The sequence below is a fragment of the Winogradskyella helgolandensis genome, assembly GCF_013404085.1.
Classification (GTDB): domain Bacteria; phylum Bacteroidota; class Bacteroidia; order Flavobacteriales; family Flavobacteriaceae; genus Winogradskyella; species Winogradskyella helgolandensis.
The window spans coordinates 1,279,988-1,305,505 of the sequence record NZ_JABFHO010000001.1 but is presented as its reverse complement, the minus strand read 5'-3'; the positions used below and the strand labels follow the sequence as shown (position 1 = coordinate 1,305,505).

Here is a 25,518-nt window from a genome sequence, read left to right as displayed (position 1 = left end):
TTTCGGTTTAGTATTTATTTTCTCTTGAATGTGAATTTCATACACTTCCTAATAATAAAATTAATTCAACTCATTTAATAATTTTTGAGCAGATGTATAATCCTCTGCATCGTTAGGTATAGTTTTGAGTATTTTAATACTTGCTGAAGTATTATCTTGTTTTAAATAACTTAAAGCTAAAATCCACTTGGCTTTATTTCTATACGCTGTATTTCCATTCGTTATTTTGTTAAGCACTATATCAGCTTCTTTAAACTGATTAGTTTCAACCAAAGCTATACCCTTATATAGTTGTATTTCTAAGTTAGTGAAATCGTCTTCTAAAATAACATTGAAGGCACGGATCGCTTCTTCATAGTTTTTACTATTAAAACTTTGTTCTGCCTTACTAAAATTAGTATTATCAGCACTTCTAACAGTTAAACTAATTGGGTCAAAATTATTATAATCCTCATACTTAGGACCTCCAAATTGATTAAAGATAAAGAATCCTAAAAGAATGACCACAGAAGCTGCAACAGCATACTTATAGAAACTAGTTTTTGGAGCCGGCTTAATTCCGAGTTCCTCATCGTGAATGGCGTTAAAATGCTGACTAGATATAACATCTAAATTAGCTTTAAAATCAAAAATTTCGCGTTCGTTTCCAATTTGATGTTCTAGACTTGAAGATAGATCTTTATAAATCTCAAAAGCTTCTTTGAATTGTGCGTCCGAGTTTAATCGCTCATTAAATGCCACTACATCGTCCTCAGATAAATCACCTGCGAGATATGCTTCAAACTGTATATAATCTTGTTCTTCCATAATTTTAATAATTCAGTCGGTTAAATTTTGGTGAGGCTTGTACTAATTTGGTCAATTGCCCGATGCACAACGATTTTTTCTTTCGTGCATAAGCATAGGTGATATCAAGACTTTTAGCAACCTCTTCCATCGATTTAATTTTAAAAGTTGCTTTTAGCAAATCTTTACAGGCATCTCCTAATTGTTGAAACATCTCATTAAACAGGGCTTCCTTATTTTCAAAAATTGACGTTTCAAAAGATAATACTTGTGCATCATCATCTTTAGATAACACCTCTTCATTAATTGTTACCTCTTTTCCTTTTCTTTTCTTTAATTGATTTAACCACTTTCGTTTACAGAGCAAGAAAAAATAAGCATCAAACGGACATGTTAATTGCAGTTGTTTCTGTTTGGCCTGGTTATATATCGTTATAATAGTTTCTTGAATAACATCTTGAGCATCGTAAGCATCTCCACTATTCTGCTTTATGTAATTAATCACTTTGGGTGCAAACTTATCATAGATAGCCTGAATAATAAAGGTATTGTTTGCCGCTAATCCATCTATATACTTTTGGTCTTCGTGTAATTTTTTTTCGCTCATGAACCCTTTATTTTCAACGAATTTAAATAATCTTTTACAAATTAAGGGTAACAATTTAAAAGGTCTTTTGATATAAGGGTGTAACAGTGAAACAAAGCTGAACAAACAACATTAAAATAATAATTTAAAAACCCTCAATTATGAAACATTCAATTTTAATTTTCGCAACAGTAGTATTAGGTTTCTCAACTTTAAACGCTACAACAGAAAACAAAATCGCAACTAATGAAACGTCATTAGAAATTACAATAGACCATATCATAGAAGTTTATGATTGGAAAGTAATTACTAAAAGCGGTACAAGTGAAGGCACCTCATTAAACCTAGAAGAGGCAAAACGCATGATTGCCTTATTCAGCGCTGGCGAAATCATATTAGAAAAACAGATTAAAAGCTTTAAAGTGTTAAGCTCTGAAGCAACAGATACATCAAAAAGACTTTACTTCTGGAAAGTTGAAAGTAATTATGGTAAATCTGAAGGTTTTGCTTCATCTAAATCTGCTGCTGAAAGATTGATTGCCTTAGTTTCCAAAGGAGACATTATAACCTATAAAGTAATCGCAAGTAAAGACTACTAGAAAAAAATTAAAAAACAGGGTAACAATTTTATTACCCTGTTTATATAAGGACAGATAACGATAAACCCAACAATTATGAAAACAATTAAAAACATTCACATCAGAACAAGTACGAAGCGTATTTTAACAAAAAAATTATTCAGCCTTTTTGCCCTATTATTAATGACCTCAATACTTACTACCAGCTGCAACCCTACCGATGATGCAGATGACAACCAACAAAATGAAGTGCCACCTACAGCCCAAGCATTTGACAACTTAAGAGCGATTGCAATGGATAACCATACCCAAACATTTATTTTTAATGCAGATGATGGTTACATTTCTTTAACTTCAGAAAACGGTGTTCAGATTAACATTAATGCTAACTGTCTTACCGACAATGGCAACCCTGTAAGTGGAAACGTAACTTTAGAATATGTTGAAATTTTTGAAAAAGGTAGCATGTTAACGACCAACAAACCGACTATGGGAAAATTACCAAATGGTGATAAAGCGCTGTTAGTTTCAGGTGGAGAGTTCTTTATAGAAGCCACACAAAACGGAACTGTTTTAGACACTACTTGTGGATTACACTTAGCTATTCCCACTAATTTAACAGGAGGTCCTGACCCAGACATGAGCCTTTGGACTGGAGAAATAGATGCAGATGGCAACTTAGTTTGGGATGAAATTGAAGATCCTAATGGAGCTGGAGGAGAGCCCTTTGTAGAAGGAGACAACTATTATCCAGTATTTGAAGGTTTTGGTTGGACTAACGTTGATAGATTCTATAACGATCCAAGACCTAAAACCACAATTCAAGTACAAGCACCAGAAGGTTACGACAATCAAAATAGTTCTATTTACTTGTCTTATGATGGTGAAGCTCCAGCCTTAGCACAATTAGATACTTATGATGAGACTTTGAATATTTTCAGCGAACATTACGGACAAATACCAATTGGTTTAGAATGTCATGTGATTTTTGTAACCGAATCTGATGGTGAATGGAGATATGCTATAAAACCAGTAACCATAGTAGCAAACGATATTATAACTTTTTATTTAGGGGAGACTACAGTAGGAACGGAAGCTTCATTAATAACATTGATGAATGATTTACCATAAATCACGCTTACCTACTTAGTTTATAAAAGTCAGAAATTAATTTTTCTGACTTTTTGGGCTATCTACAAATAACCATATATCTTTTTTTACTTGATAATTAAAACGGTATTAGTTATTAATTGTTAAATTTAATCACAATAAATTCACCTTCATGAAACCTACAACCCTTTTTTATTTAGTTTTTAGCTTTTCAGTTTTTAGTTTTGCTCAACAAGAAATTGAAACGGACACAACTCGTAGAACAGCTACTATAGAATATAAAAGTCTTGGTAACAAAACGGAATTTAAGGCAAATGCACCAGAACTCAATCAAATTGCAGGTGCACCAAAAGCATTTTATACTAATTTTTGGGAGTTTGGAGATGGTACGTTTAGCAAAGAACTAGAACCGACAAAAACCTACAAAAAAAACGGAGACTACACCGTTAGATTATGGGCAACGAATAATTACGACACCGGAAAACCACCATCAACACGACCTAAAAAAATAAACGTTGATAATGCCGCTGATGATTATGAAGATGAAGCGTCCATGGATGGTGCCTTAAATCTACAACGTAACAGGGAACCCATGCCAGATGAAGATATCGTTATTGTGTTTAGCTACAAAAACACAAAATCATATACAACGAATGGAAAGTTCTTTTTGTTTTACAACGAAGCGAAATACAAAGCAGACAACTTCAACCTCATTGAAACCAGACCGTATCACAATGAGAAAGAAATAAATGATGCTATTGTATATGCTTCAAAATTTGATTCTGATGTATATTACGCCTCTGCAGAAGATAATTTACTATCTCTAAAAGCAAAACCCCAAGACACTACGGTTCGCAGAAATCTACCTCAGACTTTAAACGATGCTAAATTTACATATAGAAATTCAAGTCAACTAAGTTTTGACAACATGGAACCTAACGAAGAACGCCATGTATTTTACAGTTTAAAAACCACCAAAGAAATGCTAAAAGACACCTCAGCTATTATTTCGGTTAGAGGAGTTTATGTGCCAGATAATAGTTACGACAATCACCATGTAAAAGATATGGAGATGGAAATTGTAACCTCTCACGACCCTAATAAAATGTCATCTAATGCCTCCTTTTTAAATTATAGATTGGTACGATTTAAAAAGCCTAAATTCAAAATTAGATTCCAAAATAATGGAGAAGGACCAGCGACAACGATTCGTTTAGAAACTGATATTCCAGAAATGTTTGACAAATCGAGTATTGAAGTTTTAGACATGTATCCTAAGGTGAAAATTTGTCCAAAGTATGATGTTGCTTACAGCTGTCTCGACACCACATACACCGCTAAACAAGCGATTTTTACTTTCAAAAACATCTATCTCCCAGGAAGTGAGCAGAAAAATGTAAAAGAATACGATTCTACCAAAGGTTTTGTAAAATACCGATTAAAGTTCTCTAATGACTTTCATAAAAAGAAAACCAAATCCCGAACCGCTATTATTTTCGATAAAAACGAACCCATAATCACCAATTATTCTACTACACGTTTTTTACCTGGCATTTCTATTGGAGTCAAAGCAGGTTACAACTCCTTTGCAGATTTAAAAAACTCAGAAAGTTACTTTTTAGGAGCGACTATTTCTCCCTACAAATCCTATCGTTGGTATTGGCAAGTTGAGTTATTAAACAGTTTTCATAAGTTTGACAGCAACACCGAAATTACAGAAGAAATTGTCGATGATGGCGCCATCGGTTTCCCATACACCGAACGTACTACAACAAACAGAAGTTACAATAATATAGATTGGGAAATCCCAGTATTAGTTCGGTACAACGTAAATAATTACATCGGTTTAGGAGCCGGAATTATTGGTACCGTTTCGGTAAACGAGAAACAAGAACAGTCTGTTTTAACTGAACAATTTGAAGGTCAAGGAGCCGATTTATTTCTTTTTGACAGTAGCACCACCAATGAAGATGTCACAGAATCCTTTACCAATTTCAGAAAAGGTTTCTTAGTAGAAGCTACGGCTGGTTTTGCGCGCATTGGCCCAAGTCTAGGTGCACGTTATGTGTTTAACTTAGAAGACGATTATAATTACTTACAGTTTTATGCAATTTGGAAATTCTAGTTTAAAAACAGTTCCATAATAAATGAAAAAAGGACTTATTTTAATTTTTATGTTGGTCTTCGGAACTTGTTTTGCTCAAGATTTAGAAGAAGCAATTTATGTGGCTACTGAAAATTTTAGTCAAAATCAAACAGTTGAAGGCCTAAATGAGCTAAATAAAACTAGTCTTCAAATTGAAGCACAACTTAACACCAAAGACGAGTACTTTGCATTTATAAACCTATTAGTTCATAAAGCGTATTATCTCGATAAATTAAATCGAAAAAAGGAAGCTATTAGTACCTACGAAAAAGCACATCAACTTTATAACGACCATAAAATTTCATCTTATGATATTATAGAATATTGTTTGATTCCTTTAGGTATTCTCTACCATAAAACCAATTCCTATATAAAAGCAGAACAAATTACCACCTATTACCTTCAACTTGCCGAAAAACAAAATAATAAACAACAACAAATTTCTGGTTACATTAATTTGGCGAAGCTCTACCAATCTTTAAATAAACATCAGCAAGTTATAACCATTGCGAATAAAGGCATTAAAATTGAAGGCATAAAAAAACAACAAAAAAACAACCTTAATTATATAAAAAGAAAAAGTAACCTACTTTTAAAAAGTAATCAGAAGCGATTGTTTTTGGAAAATGACCTCATTGTTCTAAGGTTTAATGCTGGTACAATTGAAGAACTTCAACTCAACTACGATACCGCTTTAAATAATGAAGATTACGAGTTAGCCCTTTCCTATTTAAACCGTTTAAGACCTAAAAAAATTAATGATCTTACCTCAGCACGAAGTAAAGCACAATTTAGTTTTCAAGAAGCGCAATTACATTTTAAACGCAACAAAAATGACAAAGCTATTGCGAAATTAAAAAATTGCTTAGCGATTTTATTACCAAATTTTGACGGTACTCAAATACCCAAAACAACGGATTTATATCCTGAAAATACCTTTATAGATATTTTCGATCTATGGGCGGAATTAGAAACAGAATCAGAAAACGCATTGCAGTATTACGATTTAAGTTTTTATGTTTCGGACTTGCTCGCTCAAGAAAATACAAGTCAAGAAAGTTATATTCTTAATGCAAGTGTCAATAAAAATCGAAGCGAAAAATGCATTGCCCTATTATATGACTTATATCAAATAAAAGGAGAAAGCGATTATGCCAAACGCGCTTTTAACTATGCCGAATATACCAAAGCCTTAGCTTTAAAATGGTACACTAATAAAAGAACTCTTTTACAAAAGCATCCAACAGATAGTCTTCTTATAAAAGAACATTATTTACTAAAACAGCAACAACAACTAACCAATAGGTTACTAAATAGACCAATAAACAGAGCACAATTACAATTATTAGAACGCGATAGTTTGCAATTACAACTCATTACCATAAGTACAGCACTAAAACAGTTGCAAGACTCTATCAATAAAACGTATCCTTCAAGCTATTCGAGAAGTATCGATTTGGCAAGCCTTAAATCAAAATTAGAACTAGACAAAGCTTGTTTAATAGAATACTTTTATGGCAAAAGCAACTTGTATCAATTTGTGTTTACCCCAAATCACTTGGGTTTTCAACAAATAGAATTGTCAGACTCCAACAAACATAAAATTTCAACATTTATAGATTATTTTGAAAATGCGTCGGTCATTAATAACACTATTTCACAATTTACAGATGATGCCTTCAATCTTTATGAATTATTAAAATGGAAAGAGATTAGCGACTACCAAAACGTTATCGTTGTTGCAGATGGTCTTTTAAATTTTATTCCTTTTGAAAGCTTATTAACTCAAAAAACAACGACCTCCAATTATTCTAAAATGCCATTTTTGGTTAAAAAACATCGCTTAGCTTATCACACAAGTGCTTCCTTTTATAATGAAAGTAAACCCTATGAGTTTAAAAATTCTGCTCTTGGTATTTTTCCTGTTTTTGACAATAGTAATTTAAAACTCACGTATTCTTTAGACGAAGCAGAACAAATAGACAATGAAATTAAAACTGAGTTTTTAATGTACAATGCGGCCACCAAGCAAGATGTGCTAGAACAGATAAATAAATATAGTATTTTACATCTTTCGACACATGCTAATAGTGGCGATTTCACTACGCCAGCTAATATCGATTTTATAGATTCAAAATTGTATTTGCAAGACTTATACAATCTTGACTTAACCAACGATTTAGTCGTTTTAAGTGCTTGTGAAACAGGAGTTGGAATGCTTCAAAAAGGAGAAGGCAGCATGAATTTAGCACGTGGTTTTAAATATGCAGGTGTATCTAATTTATTAGTTTCACTATGGAAAATCAATGATTTATCCACCTCACAACTCATGTCTAGTTTTTATAAAGATCTTAGAACTACGGAATCACCTTTTGCTGCCAATCAAAGCTCTAAATTAGCTTACTTAAATAATCCTGACATCTCCAATATTAAGAAGTCACCCTATTACTGGAGTGCTTTTGTCTATTTTGGTGACTTAACCACATCAAAACCTTCAAATGATTACGATTTATATCTCTATTTAATCTTAGGCTTGATAATTGCATTCTTCAGTTGGTTACTAATTTTCAAACAAAAAATATGGAAACGTTAAAAGACTTCCTCTTAAATAAAGGCTATTCTAAAGTTAAATTAAAATTCACTAAAACCAATCATTTTGAAATAAAAGCTACTATTAACGGTGTTAAAGGACGCTTTATATTAGATACAGGAGCATCGAGCAGTTGTGTTGGTTTTGAAGCTATAGAGCGTTTTAACCTTAACGTAAAAGATTCTGAAATTAAAGCCGTTGGTGCTGGAGCTTCTGACATGTTGACGCAAATCTCTACGTCCAATGCAATAAAAGTTGGAAAATGGAAGAAAAACCGTGTCGCTTTAATTCTATTTAATCTCTCTCATGTTAATAATGGTTTAATGAATCATAATGCAGATCCCGTGGATGGTATTATAGGTGCAGATATCTTAAAAAAAGGCAAAGGCATTATAGACTATGAGAAAAAATACTTGTATTTAAAGTTGTAATACCCATGACTATTAAAAATGGTTTCAGAAATTTCATATACTGAAGTTTCTTATTACCTTTAAAGACATTAATAGCAATAAATGAACCCTACAATTATTATAGCAGATGACCATCCCTTGGTCCTGAAAGGCCTGCACGATTTTTTAATAGAAAAAAAGTTTAACGTATTAGCAAGCGCTAAAAACGGAAAAGAAGCTTTAGCACTTATAAAAGCACACACTCCAGACATTGCTATCTTAGACATAAAAATGCCTTTTCTTACTGGTTTACAGATTGCTGAAAAGTGCAAAAAGGATAAGCTAGCCACTAAAATTATTCTTATCACGTTCGAGAAAGATGAAAAAACATATTATGATGCCAAAGCATTAGGTGTTTATGGTTATGTTTTAAAAGAATTTGCATTAGTAGAAATTGAAAACTGCATCTCATCTGTAATAAAAAACAACTCTTATTTTAGTCCTGAATTATTAGAATTTTTAGAATTAAATGAGTTACCAGAAAATTTTGACTTATTAACGAATCACGAAAAAGGAATTGTTAAATTAATATCTCAAAATAAAACGGGAGTAGAAATAGCAGATATGCTTGCAATATCGCCTAGAACTGTGGAAAAACATAAAAGCAATATCATAAAAAAACTAAAACTAGAAAGTAAACAAAATAGCTTACTGATATGGGCTAAGGAAAACTCTAAGTTTTTTGACACTTAAAACTAAAAGTTTTTGAAAAATACGTAAAGTTACGTATAGTATTACACTCTTTTTTATCTGACCTTTACATCATGTTACAAATGTAGGGGTTGTAACATAAAATTTGCTATTAGTTAATTCTAAAAAACATAGGATTGATTAATTCTTAGGGATTATTTTGGCCTTGAACTTTTGTTCAAGGCCTTTTTTTATGAAAAAAAATAAAAAAATACGTAAAGTCACGTATAGTATTGTATTATAATAAGTTGCAATTTTACATCAGCTATTAATTCACACCTCAAATTTAAACCTTATAAGCTCTGAATTAATTTATAATTCAGAGCTTATAAAAAAAACATAATAAGTCTATGGAAGCGATGAAAAAAGAATCCAACAGAAAAAGTGACAAAGTATTTATAATCTTATTAATTGTTAGTTCAGTAATTGTAATATCAGCGAATATTGCTGTTAATTTCTTTGGTTAAAATAAGTTAGTTAAGTTAGGTGCTCTTGGTAAGGAGCAAAAAAGCGCAATCTCAATGAAATTGCGCTTTTTTTATTAATTTTTTTTAAGACTTATAATTCTAAAGCCTTCTTTACATTATTATCCATCAATAATTCTTCAGGACTTTCCAATGCTTCTTTTACAGCTACTAAGAATCCTACAGATTCCTTACCATCAATAATTCTGTGGTCGTAAGATAAAGCAACATACATCATAGGATGAATTTCTACATTACCATTTACGGCTATTGGTCGCTCAATAATATTATGCATTCCTAAAATTCCACTTTGAGGTGGATTGATAATTGGTGTAGATAGCATACTACCAAAAACTCCACCATTAGTAATAGTAAATGTACCACCTGTCATTTCATCAACAGTGATTTGACCATCTCTAGCTCTCAATGCTAATCGCTTAACTTCAGATTCTACACCTCTAAATGATAGATTCTCCGCATTTCTAATTACTGGTACCATTAATCCTTTTGGTCCAGAAACAGCAATACTAATATCTACAAAATCGTAAGTCAACATTTGCTTACCATCAATCATAGAATTAACAGCAGGATACATTTCTAATGCTCTTACAACGGCTAAAGAAAAGAAACTCATAAACCCAAGGCTTACTCCGTGCTTTGCTTTAAAGTCTTCTTTGTACAGCTTACGCAACTCAAAGATAGGTGTCATATTAACCTCATTAAATGTGGTTAACATGGCTGTTGTATTCTTTACTTCAACTAGACGTTCGGCTACTTTACGACGTAACATTGACATTTTACTGTGTGTTGTCCCTCTATTGCCACCTGTTGGAGTTCCCATAGATGGTACTGCTTTTACAGCATCATCTTGAGTAATTCTTCCATCTTTGCCTGTACCAGAAACGGTACTTGCATCAATGCCTTTTTCAGCTAATACTTTCTTAGCAGCAGGACTTGCAGTACCTGTTGCATATGTTTTAGATTCTGCCGCAACGGGTTGAGACACTTCTTTAACCGGAGCTTCCTCTTTCTTTTCAACTTTTTCTGGAGCTTCACCACCTTCTGGTTTTGCTGCACTAGTATCTATTAAGCAAACAACAGCACCAACTGCAACAGCATCGCCTTCTTCAGCTTTTAGTGTAATAGTTCCACTAGCTTCCGCTGGCAACTCTAATGTTGCTTTGTCACTATCTACCTCAGCAATCGCCTGGTCTTTTTCTACATAGTCACCATCTTGCACTAACCATTCTGCAATTTCTACCTCAGTAATTGATTCGCCTGGTGAAGGCACTTTCATTTCTAAAATCATGCTTTGTTTTTTTATTTAAGCTCTAATTCGCGTTGTGTTAATTCTTTTTATCTCTGGTTGTTTTTGGCTTTATCAAAAACGTAATCTATAACTTCTTTATGTCTCTTTTTAGAACGCACAGAACTTCCTGCAGCAGGTGCTCCATAAGGTCTTCTACTTGCAACTCTGAATTGTTTAGTTTCGTCAAAATTCATTAACATATGACCATAAGCTCCCATGTTTCTTGGTTCTTCTTGTGCCCAAACTATGTCTTCTGCATTTTTATATTTCCCAAGTATTGCTCTCATATCTTTAGCTGGTAAAGGGAATAATTGTTCTATTCTAACTAAAGCAACATCATCTCTTCCAAGGTTTTCTTGTTCCTCTAATAAATCATAATAAAATTTACCTGTAACAAAAACCAATGTATTTACCTTTTCTGCTTTTGCATTAGCATCATCGATTAACATTTGGAAGCTTCCATTTACAAATTCATCTACAGTAGAAACCACTTTAGGATGACGTAATAAACTTTTTGGTGTAAAAACAATTAAAGGTTTTCTGTAATCTGCTTTTACTTGTCTACGCAGTAAGTGAAAGATATTAGCTGGTGTTGTACAATCTGCCACAAACATATTATCCTTAGCGCATAATTGTAAATAACGCTCCATACGTGCTGATGAATGTTCTGCTCCTTGACCTTCGTAACCATGAGGCAATAACATTACTAATCCATTCTGTAGTTTCCACTTATCTTCTGCTGCAGAAATATATTGGTCTAACATTATTTGCGCTCCATTACTGAAATCACCAAACTGCGCTTCCCAAATAGTTAATGTTTCTGGACTTGCCATAGCATAGCCATAATCAAAACCTACCACCCCATACTCAGACAAAAGTGAATTATAGATATAAAACTTCCCTTGTTTATCGCTTAATTTATTGTGTAGAATAATTTCTTCTTCGCTATCCTCAACTTTAACAACTGCATGACGATGCGAAAACGTACCACGTTCTACATCTTGTCCTGACATTCTAACATCATTTCCTTCTAGTAAAATAGAACCATAAGCCAAATGCTCTGCCATTGCCCAATCTAATCGATCTTCATCAAACATGGTTTGCCTCGACTCAATTAAACGTTGTATTTTTCTTATGAATTTTTTATCCTCTGGTAAATTAGATATAATTTTTGTAATCTTCTCAAGTCCTTCTTTTGGATATGTAGTGTCTACAGTCTCCATCATCTTACCTTCTTGCGCTGACGTAAAATTAATCCACTCATTTTGCATGAATGGTGTAATCTCCGTTTTCTTTACCTTACGAGAATCTTCAAGCTTTTCTTCAAGCCTATCTTTATATTCCTTTTCAATTTCAGCAACGAAATCATTAGTAATAACCCCTTCTGCTAATAAGCGTTCGGCATAAATATCTCTAGGATTTTTATGCTTAGCAATCGCTTTATATAATAATGGCTGCGTAAATTTAGGTTCATCACCCTCATTATGTCCATATTTTCTATAGCCTAACATATCAATAAATACATCACGCTTAAATTTCATTCTAAAATGTAAAGCAAATAATGTCGCATGCACGACTGCTTCAACATCATCAGCATTAACGTGCAGAACTGGAGAAAGCGTTACTTTACCAACATCTGTACAATACGTACTAGAACGTGCATCTAAATAATTAGTGGTAAACCCAATTTGGTTATTTACTACAATATGTATAGTTCCGTTTGTTTTATAGCCATCTAATTGTGCCATTTGCACTAATTCATATACTAAACCTTGCCCTGCAATTGCAGCATCACCATGTACAATAATTGGTAGCACTTGTGATGGGTTATCAGGATATTTATCGTCTTGTTTAGCTCTAACAATTCCTTCTACAACAGCTCCAACGGTTTCTAAGTGCGAAGGATTTGGTGCAATATTTAAGTTTATTCTTTTACCTGTATCAGTAACACGGTCACTGGTCCAACCTAAGTGGTATTTTACATCACCATCAAAAACTTCTTGCTCGTAATCTTTGCCATCAAACTCGCTAAAGATATCTTTTGCAGATTTACCAAAAATATTTGTTAAGGTACTTAAACGGCCACGATGTGCCATTCCCATTACAAATTCTTTTACATCATAACCAGAAGCATGCTCAATTAAGGCATCTAAAGCCGGAATTAAAGCTTCACCTCCTTCTAAAGAAAATCGTTTCTGCCCTACATATTTGGTATGTAAAAAGTTTTCGAATGAAACCGCTTCATTCAATTTTCTTAAAATTGTTTTCTTTTGATCTGGCGAAAACTGTGGGTGATTATCATTGACATTGAGCTTCTGCTGAATCCACTGAATCTCTTCAGGTTTTCTGATGTACATATATTCTACACCAATAGATTCACAATACACTTTTTCTAAGTGATCAATAATTGCTTGCAAAGTTGCAGACCCTAAACCGAGTACTTCACCTGCTGAGAATATAGTTTGTAGATCGTTTTTTGATAATCCGAAGTTTTCAACTTCGAGTGTAGGCGCATATTTACGTCTTGCTCGTACAGGATTTGTTTTAGTAAACAAATGCCCTCTACTTCTATAACCATCAATAAGTTTTAAAACCTGAAATTCTTTTTGAAGTTGCTCTGGTATTTGAGTAGAAACACCTTCTATAATTTCACCATCTAAACCATAATTTTCGGATCCAAAGTCGTAACCTTGAAAAAAGGCGCGCCAACTTGGCTCTACAGAATCTGGGTTTTTTAGGTATTGGTCGTATAAATCAGCAAAATATGCCGTATGTGCCGCGTTGAGAAAGGAATATTTATCCATTTTACTTTTTGAGACGTTGTCGTTTCAACATAATTTAGTCAAAAATACAACTTTTACTAAATATAGATAAGGATTTATTATATTTATAACATATTGAAAATATCTAGCTAAATTATTATGAATAACAACAACATTTGTACATCAAAATCATTAGTTCTCACTATCTTAATTTGCTTTTGCACAATTAGCACATTCTCACAAGATCGTATTTCTAAAACTACCAACTTTTGGAGTCATGTAGAATATGGTGGAGGTCTTGGACTTAGTTTTGGCGATGGTTTTTTTAGTGGTGCAATTTCTCCAAATGCCGTTTACAGATTTAATCCTTATATAGCGACTGGAGTTGGTCTTAATTTTTCTTACAGCTCTCAAAAGGATGTTTTTAAATCTACTGTTTTAGGCGGAAGTATTCTTGGCCTTTTTAATCCTTACGAAGCTGTACAAATTTCTACAGAGTTTGAACAATTACACGTCAGCAGAAACTTTGATCAAAATTTCGTTTCAAACCTTGATGATGAGTATTGGTATCCTGCCTTATTTTTAGGAGCAGGCTATACAAGTAGAAATGTTACTATAGGTATTAGATACGATGTCCTCTATGACAAAGACAAAAGTATTTACTCGGAAGCATGGATGCCCTTTGTAAGGTTTCAGTTTTAATAAACAAGTAACACCTTAGCACTCGATTAATTTTCAATTAGCAGATTAAAAATGTAAAACGTTAACAGTTTTTCTAAAGACAGTGAATCTCACTAGTTATCTATAATTTATATTTTTTCAACTTTAGACAGCAAAGCTAAACACCTTTTTAACAACATTACAAAAAACTACTAATCAACTCCTTAAGCATTAATTAACACTGTAATGTTACGAGTAATCACTATTCAAAAATTAAATAGGACAATATTGTCTTGAATATGATAATTATCATGTTTTTTTTATATTCTCATCTTTAAATTTGCTTTAAATTAAAACTAAAATCATAATGAAATCACTAAAACTATTGTCAATTATCACATTTGCAACTTTAATGAGTTGTGGTGGTGGAGAAAAAAAAGAAGCATCAAGTTACGGAAAAAAAGCACCTGTAAAAACCGAAGCTAAGATTCCTGCTTCTAAACGTATAGAACTTTCTAACAAAGGAGTTGGACCAATCACTTCTGTAACCTTGGCAGAAGAAGTTGACCAAGAAATGGTAAAACACGGAATGGATGTTTATAGTAAAATGTGTACAGCTTGCCACAAAACAGATAAAAAATTCATTGGACCTGCACCAACTGGTATTTTATCTCGAAGAAGTCCTGAATGGGTAATGAACATGATTTTGAATCCTGAAGAAATGATTAAACAAGATCCATTAGCTAAGGACTTATTAATGGAATTCAATGGAGCACCTATGGCAAACCAACACCTAACGGAAGAAGAAGCTAGAGCCGTATTAGAATATTTTAGAACCTTAAAATAAAATATATGAAACTAACCAAACACTTGTTTATTGTCCTTGCAGTTGCTACCCTTTTTAGCTCATGCAAGGACGCGAACAAAGATGATTCAACCACATCATCAGAATTAAAAACAGAAACAGAATCTACAGAACGAACTGGCCAAGCCTTTATTGAAGATGATGGCAGTACAACTGTTTTAAGTATTGCTATTGGCTCTAAAAACCACACTACTTTAGTTGCCGCAGTACAGGCAGCTCAATTAGAAAATGCTTTGGTAAACGCAGGACCTTTAATGGTTTTTGCACCAACAAATGAAGCCTTTGCAGCCTTACCTGAAGGAACAGTAGAAAATTTACTAAAACCAGAAAACAAAGATGCTTTAGCTAATATCCTAAAGTATCATGTGACTCCTGGTAACTATTCTAAAGACTTTTTAAAGAAATTTAAAAAACTAGGTCAAGCTAATAATGGCTATGTAAAAGTAGAAGTAGTAGATGGAGAACCAATGATTGGAGGAGCTAAAATATTGGCTAGCATAAAAGCTGGTAACGGAATTGTCCATGTTATAGACAAAGTTTTATTGCCACCAACTGAATAATTAATAACTAACTAAATATTTAAACAAAATGAAAAATATATTAACATCAAGTATTGCAATGCTCGTTATCCTTTTAGGATTTACAGGTTGTAATAATGGCAACCAATCTGGCGGTAAGTCTGGAGCGTTGTCTAACAATATTGCAGAAAAAGTATATGTAGCACCAGGAGAATACGATTCTCATTACGCATTCATTTCTGGCGGATATAGTGGTAACATTACCGTTTACGGGTTACCATCTGGTAGAATGTTTAAAGAAATCCCTGTTTTCTCTCAATTTGCAACGTCTGGTTATGGTTATTCTGAAGAAACAAAACCAATGTTAAACACGTCTCACGGATTTGTACCCTGGGGAGATTCTCACCATCCAGATATTTCTCAATCAAAAGGAGAGTTAGATGGTCGTTGGGTTTTTATAAATGAAAACAACACACCTCGTATTGCAAGAATTAGTCTTACCACATTTGAAACTGAAGAAATTATTGAAGTTCCAAATAGTGCTGGTAACCACAGTTCTTCATTTGTAACAGAAAATACAGAATATGTAGTTGCAGGAACACGATTTTCAGTGCCAATTCCGCAACGTGATATGCCAATTAAAGATTACAAAGGAAACTTTCAAGGTGCCTTATCTTTTATTAGTGTAGCACCAGAAACTGGTAACATGGATATAAAATTCCAGGTATTAATGCCAGGTTTCAACTACGATTTATCACATCCAGGACGTGGAAAATCTCACGGTTGGTTCTTCTTTACAACATATAATACTGAAGAAGCTAGCACATTATTAGAAGTTAACGCTTCACAAAATGATAAAGATTTTATCGCAGCTGTAAACTGGAAAAAAATTGAAGAGTACGTTAATAATGGTGGTGGAAAAATGATGCCAGCTAATTACGCGCACAATCTTTATGATGAGCATACTCATACAGCAACTTCTACTATAAAAAAAGAAGTACGTGTTGTTAACCCTATTGATGTTCCTGGAGCTGTTTATTTTATTCCAACACCAAAATCACCACATGGTTGTGATGTAGATCCTTCTGGAGAATACATTGTAGGTAATGGAAAACTTTCTGCAAACTTAACAGTGCATTCATTTACAAAAATGTTAGATGCTATTGAAAAAGAGAAATTTGCAGGTGAAGCTTACGGCATTCCAATTTTAAACTTCGAAGATGTTTTAGCAGGTGTTGTAGAGCAACCAGGATTAGGACCTTTACATACTGAATTTGATGGAAAAGGAAATGCATATACGACCTTCTTTATTTCTTCTGAAGTTGTAAAATGGAAAATAGGAACATGGGAAGTTATTGATAGAAAACCTACATATTACTCTGTTGGTCACTTAACAATTCCTGGAGGAAATTCTGGAAAACCACAAGGTAAATACATGTTTGCAATGAATAAAATAACAAAAGACCGTTATTTACCAACAGGTCCAGAAATGGAACATAGTGCACAATTGTATGATATCTCTGGAGATAAAATGGAATTACTTTTAGATTTCCCTACACATGGAGAACCACATTATGCTGCTGCAATGGAAGCAAGTATCATTAAAGAGCAATCTCAAAAAATCTATAAGTTAGCAGATAACAAGCATCCATATGCTGCAAAATCTGATGCTGATACTAAAGTGGTAAGAGACGGAAATGAAGTACATATTTATATGACAACTATTAGAAGTCACTTCTCACCAGATAATATTGAAGGAGTTAAAGTAGGAGACAAAGTGTATTTCCACGTTACTAATTTAGAGCAAGATTTTGATGTACCTCATGGATTTGCTGTACTTGGTCAAAACAATTCAGAATTATTGATAATGCCAGGACAAACAAAATCATCTGTTTGGGAACCTAAACAAGTTGGTGTTTGGCCATTCTATTGTACAGATTTCTGTTCTGCATTACACCAAGAAATGCAAGGTTATATTAGAGTATCTGCTGCAGATTCAGATGTGCCAATTAAGTGGTCTCTAGGAGAAGATATTGAGTAAATTAATTTTAAGAATTAGAGAAATTTTGTTTTAGTGTTTATTTCTCTAACTAAGGCGAGAGTTGAGTTTTCGCTCTCGCCTTTCTTTTTTAAAACACTTTATTCTGTTGACGCAGAAACCTCACTGAAAAGAATATTAAATATTACACATCATGAAAAAGGCTAGCATTATAATGATAATTGGTTCATTACTGTTATTAGGACTTTTTAAATTCCCTTTATGGAACATTATGCTTGGAGCACCTCAATATCCTGACCCTTTAGGAATGAACATTCATATTGATGGTATAAAAGGTGTATCTGAATTTGATTTACAAAACATTGACGGTTTAAATCACTATATCGGAATGAAAACCATTCCAAAAGCCGAAGAAATGTGGGAATTCTCAGTATTTCCTAAAGTAATATTAGGTATGGCTTTATTAGGTGTAATTATTGGCTTATTAGGATATCTTAACAAAGTAAGTTATAAATATTTCTTGGGTTGGTTTGTTTTAATGTCTGTTTTAGGCATTTTAGGCATGTACGATTTTAATAATTGGTTGGCAGATTACGGTGGCAATTTAGACCCACACGCTATCATAAAAGTAACAAATCCAGATGGTTCACCAATGTCTTACAAACCACCTTTAATTGGTTTTAAAAAACTACTAAACTTCGATGTTACTTCTTTACCACATACAGGAGGTTACTTAATGTTTATAGGCATGTCTTTTACTCTTATTGCCTTTTGGTTAGGCCGAAAAACAAGTGTCAAAAAAATCACATAGTAATTTTACATTTTCAAAACACTAAAAAAAATGAAAACACTAAAACACTATTCAACACTACTATTACTTCTTATTTTTTCAAGTTGTAACGTATCACCAAAACCCATAGAATATGGAAGCGATGGTTGTCACTTTTGTAAAATGACCATTGTAGATAAAGTACATGCAGCAGAGTTTGTAACAAAAAAAGGAAAAGTTTATAAATTTGATGCCACAGAATGTATGGTTAATTATTTCGATGAATTTGATACATCCGAAATAGAATTATACCTCACAAATTATTTTTCTAATCCTGAAGCTTTCACTGATGCAACAAAAGCAACGTTTTTAATCAGTAAAAACATGCCAAGCCCAATGGGAGCATTTTTAACCGCTTTCGAGAATAAATCTGAAGCAGAAAAAGTACAAACAGAAAAAGGCGGAAAACTATACTCTTGGCCAGAATTACTAGCACACTTAAAAGCCTAGTAACATGAAAAGTATAACGTTTTTTTTTATAGCTATTTTTATAGCTAACATAAGTATTGCCCAAACTATTGAGGTTTGTAACACTTGTCCTGTTTCAACTTTAAAAGAGGCTATAATACAATCAAAAGATTTTGATACCATAATAGTTAAAAAAGGCACTTACAAAGAACATGCTATTTTAGTGGACAAACCTCTAACAATTATTGGAAAAAATTACCCAGTAATTGATGGTGAAAAAAAAGGTGAAATTATTACTATAACAGCAGATAATGTTACCGTAGATGGCTTATTTATCATAAATGTTGGCACAAGTTACACTGAAGATTATGCTGCGATTAGAGTTAAAAACAGCAAAAATTTTGTCATTCAGAATTTAGTATTAGAAAAACTTTTCTTTGGTATTTATATCGAAAAATCTAGAAATGGAAAAGTGTATCATAACAAAATAATTGGAGATGCTGTAGAAGAATATAATTCTGGTAATGGCATACAATTATGGTACAGTAAAAATGTAGAAATTGAACATAATTACGTAGAACATGTAAGAGATGGTATTTACTTAGAGTTCTCTGATGACTGCCTAATTAAAAACAATATTAGTACGTTAAATGTGCGTTACGGCTTACATTTTATGTTTTCTAATGATGACATCTATCAAGATAATACGTTTGAAAACAATGGTGCTGGAGTAGCAGTTATGTTTTCTAAACGCATAAAAATGTATAACAATCTTTTTAAAGAAAATTGGGGAACAGCTTCCTACGGAATGCTATTAAAAGAGATTAATGATGCAGAAATTATAGGCAATATTTTTGAAGACAACACCATTGGCATTAACATAGAAGGCTCTAACCGAATTACCTATAAACATAATAATTTTTCTAATAATGGTTGGGCAATTAAAGTAAAAGGTGCTTGTTATACAAATGAATTTATTGAGAATAATTTTCTATACAACTCTTTTGATATTGCTTACAATAGCAATGTTAACGACAATATTTTTGATAGAAATTACTGGAGTAATTATACAGGTTACGATTTAGACAAAAATGGCATTGGAGATGTTCCTTACAGACCTGTAAAGCTCTTTTCTTATATCGTAAACCGCACACCAGAAACCATCATTTTACTGCGTAGTATGTTTATTGATATCATTGATTTTTCCGAAAAAGTATCACCTGTTTTTACACCAGATGATTTACTAGACAACAATCCACAAATAAAAAAACTAACATGGTAACCATAGAGAATCTACATAAAAAATTTGGCAAAAACCAAGTATTAAGTGGTGTTGACCTCAACATAAGTGAAGGTGGAATTTTCGCTGTACTTGGCCCAAATGGCTCAGGTAAAACCACGTTGATAAAATCAGTTTTGGGTATGGTAATTCCAGATAAAGGAAACATCACTGTACTTGGCGAAAACATTAAAAAGAATTCAGAATACAGACATAAAATTGATTATTTACCGCAAATAGCAAACTTCCCGAGTAACCTTCGTGTAAAGGAATTAATTAAAATGATTAAGGATTTACGCAAACCGACCAATGAAGATGAGCGTCTAATTGAACTTTTTAGACTCGAACCCTTTTTAGACAAAAAATTAGGTAACCTCTCAGGTGGAACCAAACAAAAAGTGAATCTCGTTTTAACTTTTATGTTTGATAGTCCGTTAATTATTTTAGACGAACCAACCACAGGTTTAGACCCAATTTCACTCATTAGATTAAAAGATTTAATTAAAGCTGAAAAAGCCAAAGGGAAAACAGTGCTCATTACCTCACACATTATGAGTTTTGTTGAAGAAATTTCAGATGAAATTGTATTTATCCTAGAAGGTAAAATTTACTTTAAAGGTACCATCCAAAAATTAAAAACCAAGACCAATCAACCCGATTTCGAACATGCGATTGCGTCTATATTAACCGATAACCATGCTTAAGATATTAAAATATAGTTTTTACGACCTTATGCGTAGTCGCTGGAGTTACGTGTATTTTGCTTTTTATTTATTATTAGGTGTTGTGTTATTATTTTTAAACAACGACCTTTCAAAAGCAGTCATTACTTTAATGAACGTCATCATTGTTTTAGTACCATTAATTGGGACAATTTTTGGCGTCATGTATTATTACAATTCTCAAGAATTTACTGAGCTACTTTTAGCACAACCTATTAAACGTTCGTCCATTTTTTTAGGACAATATCTTGGTGTTGCCTTATCATTATCTATGAGTTTAATTTTGGGTTTAGGCATCCCATTTGTGTTTTATGGCTTATTTGAAAGCAGTGCCATTTGGGATTTTTCACTACTACTAATTACCGGTACATTTTTAACCTTAATTTTTACCGCTTTAGCCTTTAACATTGCATTGTCTAACGAGAACAAAATTAAAGGATTTGGTTATGCCATCTTACTTTGGTTGTTCTTGGCCGTTATTTATGATGGACTATTTTTAATGACACTAATTTTATTTGAAGATTATCCGCTAGATAAAGTTTCACTCATTGGCACTATGCTAAATCCAATAGATTTATCGAGAACGCTTATCCTTTTAAAACTAGATATTTCTGCGTTATTAGGATACACAGGTGCCGTTTTCAAACAATTTTTCGGAACAAGTTTTGGTTTAATTGTGTCTTTTGTGATGCTCACCATTTGGGTTGTTATGCCTGTTTTACGCATCGTATTCAAATCAAAGAAAAAAGATTTTTAATTATGAAACGAATATTATCAAATTCAGTCATTATCATAATGATGTTGTTAAGTTGTTATTCATGCAAAAACAACACAACAGAACCTCAAGCCATTCAACTTGAAGGTTTAACACTCAACAATAACGGAAAGTGGGTTGCAAATGAAGAAACCCATATTGGCATGAAGCGTATTGATTCTATTTTAAAAAATAATACTTCAACACGTGGAAAAGTATTAGGCGATATACTTTCAAAACAAACAAGCTATATTATAAAAAGCTGTGATATGGAAGGCGAAGCACACGACCAGCTTCATGTGGTACTCGTCCCTATTCTAGAAGAAATCACAGATATAAAAGACGTAGAAAACGCTTCAGAATTAGAGCAAAAAGTAAATCACTTAAAAAACTTAACAGCCACCTATTTCGAATATTTTAAGATTAACTGACAAAAATCATCTAATTAAAGACAAAATTATCCGAATTTAGCAATATGATATTAAAGGTTACATATAGAGTCACTGCCTTGTTTTTAACGTTCGTTTTATTAGCGAATAATATTAACAATGTGGTTATTGTAACCGATTTTATGATGAACCAAGATTTTATTGCTAAAACGCTTTGTGTTCAAAAAAACAATCAAAAAGGCTGTAATGGTAAATGTCATTTAGCCAAACAATTAGTACAACATAACACAGATTCAAGTTCAGATGCACCAATACCATCAAGCGACAGAACGCGCTTAGACGTTTTTGTTATTTATGAAACTACAAACCATACCAACTCAAATTTAATTCAATTAGAAAGGTTTCAAAACAACACACATTACAGAATAAAACAACCAGTTTCTGGGTATTATGATATCCATACACCACCACCAGATTTAAGTTAATTTTTTTGAAGCTCTACTTAGAGCAAACTTCTGTTTTTTGAAACCACATCGGCTTCGAACAGGATACTTACATTAAAAAATAACTTAAACACTTTAAAATGAAACTTAAATATTTATTACCAATCGCATTTATTGCGCTATTCTTTTCATGTTCAACAGACAACGATGATGATGCCATAGTTAATGAAACTGAAGGCCTAGAACTTATTCAAACTATTTTTAACAACAACCAAACCATAGAACTTTACAACGAGAAAGGTATGTTTGAAACTGGCTATAATTTAGTTAGTCTTAGAATTAAAGACAACACAACAGATAGCTATATAGAAGATGCTATCCTTTCTTGGATGCCAATGATGCAAATGCCAACTATGGAACATTCATCGCCTAAATCTACAATTTCAAAAGCTTTAGGAAAAGATACCGTTTATGAAGGTTTTATAATCTACCAAATGACAAATACAGATGCTTCTGGTTGGTCACTAACATTAAATTACACTATTGATGGCACTGATTATTCGGTTACAGAAACGATATCTGTATTTCAATATGAAAACCAAAACACATCAACTTTTATGGGTAGCGATGGCACCAATTATATCCTTGCGCTCATTGAACCAAAAGACCCAAGTATTGCTGTAAACGAAATGAAAGTTGGTCTATTTAAAATGGAAAACATGATGACGTTTCCAGTTGTAGAAGACTATACCATAGCTTTAGACCCACGTATGCCAGGCATGGGAAATCATACGTCACCTAACAATACTGATTTAACTTATAATAATGCAGATAATTTCTATTATGCAGATTTATCATTAACAATGACTGGTTATTGGAAACTAAACCTAAAATTAATGAACGCTAATGATGATGTATTAAAAGGCGAAGACGTTACCGATGAAAACGAAGCAAGTAGTTTGTATTTAGAACTGGAATTTTAATTTATTCCTTACTGTCATTAAGAACGAGGCACAAAGTGAAGAATCTCAACTTTAATAGTGGTTGTGATTCTTCAGTTTCGCCTCTAACGTCTAAGACACATTTTTGCCAATTCATTTAAAACACTAAAATTTTTAGCTATGAAAACGCTAATAACAGTCATTCTATGTCTGCTATTGTCTTCTTTGGGATTTGCCCAAGACAACAATAAAGAGACTAAAAAAGACACTACAAAATTAGAAGAAGTCCTCGTACTTTCAAGACGTAAATTAAGCAATCACAGACAAGAAAAAACACTGTCTAGCATTGATGACTATCTTGAAAAATCTAATAAAGTAACCATGATAAAACGTGGTAATTACGCTTGGGAACCAACCATTAACAACATGACAAGCGAGCGATTGGTGGTTACTATTGATGGTATGCAAATTTTTGGTGCTTGTACTGATAAAATGGACCCAATAACGTCTTATGTTGATGTTTCTAATCTCGAAAAAGTAACTATTGGTTCTGGTCAAGAAGGCACAGAAAACGGACATTCAATTGGTGGTGGAATAGATTTAAAATTACCATCCTCTAAATTTAATGGTTCTGGTTTTAAATCTGGATTAGACTTAGGTTATGAAACCAACGGCAACTATAAAGCAACTGGATTAGATTTAGAATACACAGGCAATAAATTCTTTATTAGCGCAGATGGTATTTATAGAAAATCTGATAATTATGATGCTGGTAACAACGAAGAAATCCTATATTCTCAATTCGAAAAGTATAATATCTCATTAAAAACGGGCTACAAATTTTCAGAAACTCAAAGCATAGATGCCAACGTTATTTATGATAAAGCTACAGATGTAGGTTATCCTGCTTTACCAATGGATGTTTCTTTAGCTGAAGCTTTAATTGCATCCCTAACCCATAATTACAAACCAGAAGATAAAGCCTTAAAATCTTTAGAAACCAAATTGTATTTTAATACCATAACTCATATTATGGACGATACAAAGCGACCTGTTGTAGCTATAAGAATGGACATGCCAGGTTGGAGTGATACTTATGGTTTTTATAGCAAGGCTGATGTTGTACAAAATAAACATCATTTTACATTCAACTTTAACGGATTTTATAATAAGTCTTTAGCAGAAATGACCATGTTTTCTAATAATCCAAGTGAACCAGATATGTTTATGTACACTTGGCCAGACATTAGAACGTTATATTCTGGTATTTTCATTAAAGATGATTTTCATTTTAGTGCCCATGAAACACTCGCATCTTCTATACGATTAGGCTATCACAAAAACAAAATAGCAAAAGAAGTTGGTGTACAAAGTCTAGAGATATTTCATGATAATGTACAAGACCAAAACAATCGATTTTTAGTGAGTTTGTCATCAGCATATCAACTAAAAAAAGAGAATTATAATCTATCCTTTGGTTTAGGTTATGGCGAACGCGCACCATCGGTTAGTGAAGGTTATGGCTTTTTCTTATTCGACAGTTTTGATAATTACGATTACATCGGCAATCCAAATTTAAAAGATGAAAAAGCCTTAGAAGCGAACTTTAGTTTTAAACAAAAATTCAACGATTTTGAAATTGGTTTAGAATCATCCTACTTCCATATTATGGATTATATTATCGGTGAGATTGCGCCAGACGTAAGCTCAATGACTATTGGTGCAAATGGTGTGCGTGTTTATACCGCATTAGACCATGCCTCTATTTTTAATACGTATGTAAATAGTAGTTATAAAATATCAGAACGTTTTGCAATAAACGGAACGGTTGGCTACAATTATGGCAAAGGGAATGATGGTGAAAATTTACCACTCATAAAACCATTTTCTTACTTTGCTGAATTCAATTACAATACACCTAAATTTAATGCTGCATTGCAATTAGATGGTAATGGAAACCAAAGCAATTATAGTAGTAAGTATGGTGAAAATGAAACTGCTGATTATGCGATACTCAATCTTAACTTAGGAAACGTTTTCCATAATAAACTTGGAAAAACAGTATTAAAATATGGTGTTGAAAACATATTAGACACTAAATACTCTACCTATGCAGATTGGAATAACTTCCCTAGACAAGGACGCAATTTTTACTTAAACCTTTCATTTGTCCTACAATAGCTAAACTTGTAAAAACCTCTAAAAGTGACTTTTATACATAAGTTATTACTATCTTAGATT

The 25,518-nt window shown here is 32.8% G+C and carries 23 protein-coding genes; 19 read left to right on the top strand and 4 right to left on the bottom strand.

From position 1 onward, the window contains the following. Window positions 1-60 precede the first annotated feature (60 nt). Window positions 61-807, bottom strand: a complete 747-nt coding sequence (locus HM992_RS05345; protein WP_178986038.1) for a tetratricopeptide repeat protein — start codon at window positions 805-807, stop codon at window positions 61-63. Window positions 808-811: 4 nt separating this feature from the next. Beyond that, window positions 812-1,393 (bottom strand): RNA polymerase sigma factor, encoded by a 582-nt coding sequence (locus tag HM992_RS05340; RefSeq protein WP_178986039.1) that lies wholly within the window; start codon window positions 1,391-1,393, stop codon window positions 812-814. A 140-nt stretch (window positions 1,394-1,533) separates the two neighbouring features. On the opposite strand from HM992_RS05340, the gene HM992_RS05335 reads away from it, so the two are divergent. The 6 genes from HM992_RS05335 (at window position 1,534) to HM992_RS05310 (ending at window position 8,938) form a co-directional block, all read left to right on the top strand. Continuing rightward, window positions 1,534-1,971, top strand: coding sequence for a hypothetical protein (locus HM992_RS05335; protein WP_179318975.1), 438 nt, complete (start codon window positions 1,534-1,536; stop codon window positions 1,969-1,971). A gap of 75 nt (window positions 1,972-2,046) precedes the next feature. Continuing rightward, entirely contained in the window at window positions 2,047-3,081 is a 1,035-nt protein-coding gene (locus HM992_RS05330; protein WP_179318974.1) for a hypothetical protein, read from the top strand. 151 nt (window positions 3,082-3,232) lie between these two features. Beyond that, window positions 3,233-5,185, top strand: a complete 1,953-nt coding sequence (locus HM992_RS05325; RefSeq protein WP_179318973.1) for a PKD domain-containing protein — start codon at window positions 3,233-3,235, stop codon at window positions 5,183-5,185. Between the two features lie 22 nt (window positions 5,186-5,207). After that, window positions 5,208-7,799, top strand: coding sequence for a CHAT domain-containing protein (locus HM992_RS05320; protein ID WP_179318972.1), 2,592 nt, complete (start codon window positions 5,208-5,210; stop codon window positions 7,797-7,799). Continuing rightward, window positions 7,787-8,227 (top strand): retropepsin-like aspartic protease, encoded by a 441-nt coding sequence (locus tag HM992_RS05315; RefSeq protein WP_178986044.1) that lies wholly within the window; start codon window positions 7,787-7,789, stop codon window positions 8,225-8,227. Before HM992_RS05320 ends, HM992_RS05315 begins: the two co-directional genes overlap by 13 nt. An 81-nt stretch (window positions 8,228-8,308) precedes the next feature. Beyond that, window positions 8,309-8,938: a response regulator gene (locus tag HM992_RS05310; protein WP_179318971.1), complete on the top strand. Its 630-nt coding sequence runs from the start codon at window positions 8,309-8,311 to the stop codon at window positions 8,936-8,938. A gap of 555 nt (window positions 8,939-9,493) precedes the next feature. On the opposite strand, the gene odhB is transcribed toward HM992_RS05310, so the two are convergent. Next, window positions 9,494-10,708 (bottom strand): 2-oxoglutarate dehydrogenase complex dihydrolipoyllysine-residue succinyltransferase, encoded by a 1,215-nt coding sequence (odhB, locus tag HM992_RS05305; protein ID WP_179318970.1) that lies wholly within the window; start codon window positions 10,706-10,708, stop codon window positions 9,494-9,496. 47 nt (window positions 10,709-10,755) lie between these two features. After that, window positions 10,756-13,512 carry a 2-oxoglutarate dehydrogenase E1 component gene (locus HM992_RS05300; protein WP_179318969.1) on the bottom strand — a complete coding sequence of 919 codons (2,757 nt, stop codon included), beginning with the start codon at window positions 13,510-13,512 and terminating at the stop codon, window positions 10,756-10,758. Between the two features lie 117 nt (window positions 13,513-13,629). On the opposite strand from HM992_RS05300, the gene HM992_RS05295 reads away from it, so the two are divergent. From HM992_RS05295 to HM992_RS05235, 13 genes are all read left to right on the top strand, one after another. Then, on the top strand, window positions 13,630-14,172 hold the full coding sequence (locus HM992_RS05295) for an alpha-ketoglutarate decarboxylase (RefSeq protein ID WP_178986048.1): 543 nt from the start codon (window positions 13,630-13,632) through the stop codon (window positions 14,170-14,172). Between the two features lie 325 nt (window positions 14,173-14,497). Beyond that, on the top strand, window positions 14,498-14,977 hold the full coding sequence (locus tag HM992_RS05290; protein WP_178986049.1) for a c-type cytochrome: 480 nt from the start codon (window positions 14,498-14,500) through the stop codon (window positions 14,975-14,977). A 5-nt stretch (window positions 14,978-14,982) separates the two neighbouring features. Then, window positions 14,983-15,555 (top strand): fasciclin domain-containing protein, encoded by a 573-nt coding sequence (locus tag HM992_RS05285; RefSeq protein WP_179318968.1) that lies wholly within the window; start codon window positions 14,983-14,985, stop codon window positions 15,553-15,555. Between the two features lie 28 nt (window positions 15,556-15,583). Next, a complete protein-coding gene (nosZ, locus tag HM992_RS05280) occupies window positions 15,584-17,554 on the top strand; it encodes a Sec-dependent nitrous-oxide reductase (protein ID WP_178986051.1) in 1,971 nt (656 codons plus the stop codon). Window positions 17,555-17,705: 151 nt separating this feature from the next. Continuing rightward, a complete protein-coding gene (locus tag HM992_RS05275; protein ID WP_179318967.1) occupies window positions 17,706-18,323 on the top strand; it encodes a hypothetical protein in 618 nt (205 codons plus the stop codon). A 30-nt stretch (window positions 18,324-18,353) separates the two neighbouring features. Further along, entirely contained in the window at window positions 18,354-18,791 is a 438-nt protein-coding gene (locus tag HM992_RS05270) for a nitrous oxide reductase accessory protein NosL (RefSeq protein WP_179318966.1), read from the top strand. Between the two features lie 4 nt (window positions 18,792-18,795). After that, window positions 18,796-20,031 carry a nitrous oxide reductase family maturation protein NosD gene (locus tag HM992_RS05265; protein ID WP_179318965.1) on the top strand — a complete coding sequence of 412 codons (1,236 nt, stop codon included), beginning with the start codon at window positions 18,796-18,798 and terminating at the stop codon, window positions 20,029-20,031. Next, window positions 20,025-20,732 (top strand): ABC transporter ATP-binding protein, encoded by a 708-nt coding sequence (locus tag HM992_RS05260; RefSeq protein WP_179318964.1) that lies wholly within the window; start codon window positions 20,025-20,027, stop codon window positions 20,730-20,732. Before HM992_RS05265 ends, HM992_RS05260 begins: the two co-directional genes overlap by 7 nt. After that, window positions 20,725-21,507, top strand: coding sequence for an ABC transporter permease (locus HM992_RS05255; protein WP_115817051.1), 783 nt, complete (start codon window positions 20,725-20,727; stop codon window positions 21,505-21,507). The genes HM992_RS05260 and HM992_RS05255 overlap by 8 nt, the downstream gene beginning before the upstream one ends. Before the next feature lie 2 nt (window positions 21,508-21,509). After that, on the top strand, window positions 21,510-21,935 hold the full coding sequence (locus HM992_RS05250) for a hypothetical protein (protein ID WP_229720451.1): 426 nt from the start codon (window positions 21,510-21,512) through the stop codon (window positions 21,933-21,935). A 44-nt stretch (window positions 21,936-21,979) separates the two neighbouring features. Further along, a complete protein-coding gene (locus tag HM992_RS05245; protein WP_179318963.1) occupies window positions 21,980-22,378 on the top strand; it encodes a hypothetical protein in 399 nt (132 codons plus the stop codon). Window positions 22,379-22,476: 98 nt separating this feature from the next. Further along, window positions 22,477-23,319 (top strand): hypothetical protein, encoded by an 843-nt coding sequence (locus HM992_RS05240; protein ID WP_179318962.1) that lies wholly within the window; start codon window positions 22,477-22,479, stop codon window positions 23,317-23,319. Window positions 23,320-23,457: 138 nt separating this feature from the next. Then, window positions 23,458-25,458 carry a TonB-dependent receptor plug domain-containing protein gene (locus HM992_RS05235; protein ID WP_179318961.1) on the top strand — a complete coding sequence of 667 codons (2,001 nt, stop codon included), beginning with the start codon at window positions 23,458-23,460 and terminating at the stop codon, window positions 25,456-25,458. The last annotated feature ends 60 nt before the right edge of the window (window positions 25,459-25,518 follow it).